Source organism: Ramlibacter sp. WS9, from assembly GCF_003797765.1.
Lineage (GTDB): Bacteria > Pseudomonadota > Gammaproteobacteria > Burkholderiales > Burkholderiaceae_C > Ramlibacter.
On record NZ_RKMB01000145.1, the window covers coordinates 1 to 442 of the forward strand.

Here is a 442-nt window from a genome sequence, read left to right on the forward strand (position 1 = left end):
GGATGACCCGACCCGCTACCAGGTGCAACTGAGCAACGGCAACTCCATACAGAACGTCACCGGCCTGGTGTCCGGCGGCGAGATGGGTGGCTTGCTGGCCTACCGCAACAGCGCCCTGGACAGCAGCTACAACAAGCTCGGGCAGTTGGCGATCACCCTCGCCGATACCATCAACAAGCAGCTGGGGCAGGGCCTCGACCTGGCCGGCAAGGCCGGCGCCAACCTGTTCGGCGACATCAACGATCCGGACATCACCGCGCTGCGGGTCCTGGCGAAGAACGGCAACACCGGTAATGTCCACGCCAACCTGAACATCACCGATACCAGCAAGCTGAATTCCAGCGATTTCCGCCTGGACTTCGACGGCACCAATTTCACCGCGCGGCGCCTGGGCGACGACGCAAGCATGCAGGTCACGGTCAGCGGTACCGGTCCCTACACC

1 pseudogene is annotated in these 442 nt (G+C 63.6%); it reads left to right on the forward strand.

From position 1 onward, the window contains the following. A pseudogene (locus tag EEB15_RS33360) lies at positions 1-442 on the forward strand (hypothetical protein); the annotation flags it as partial.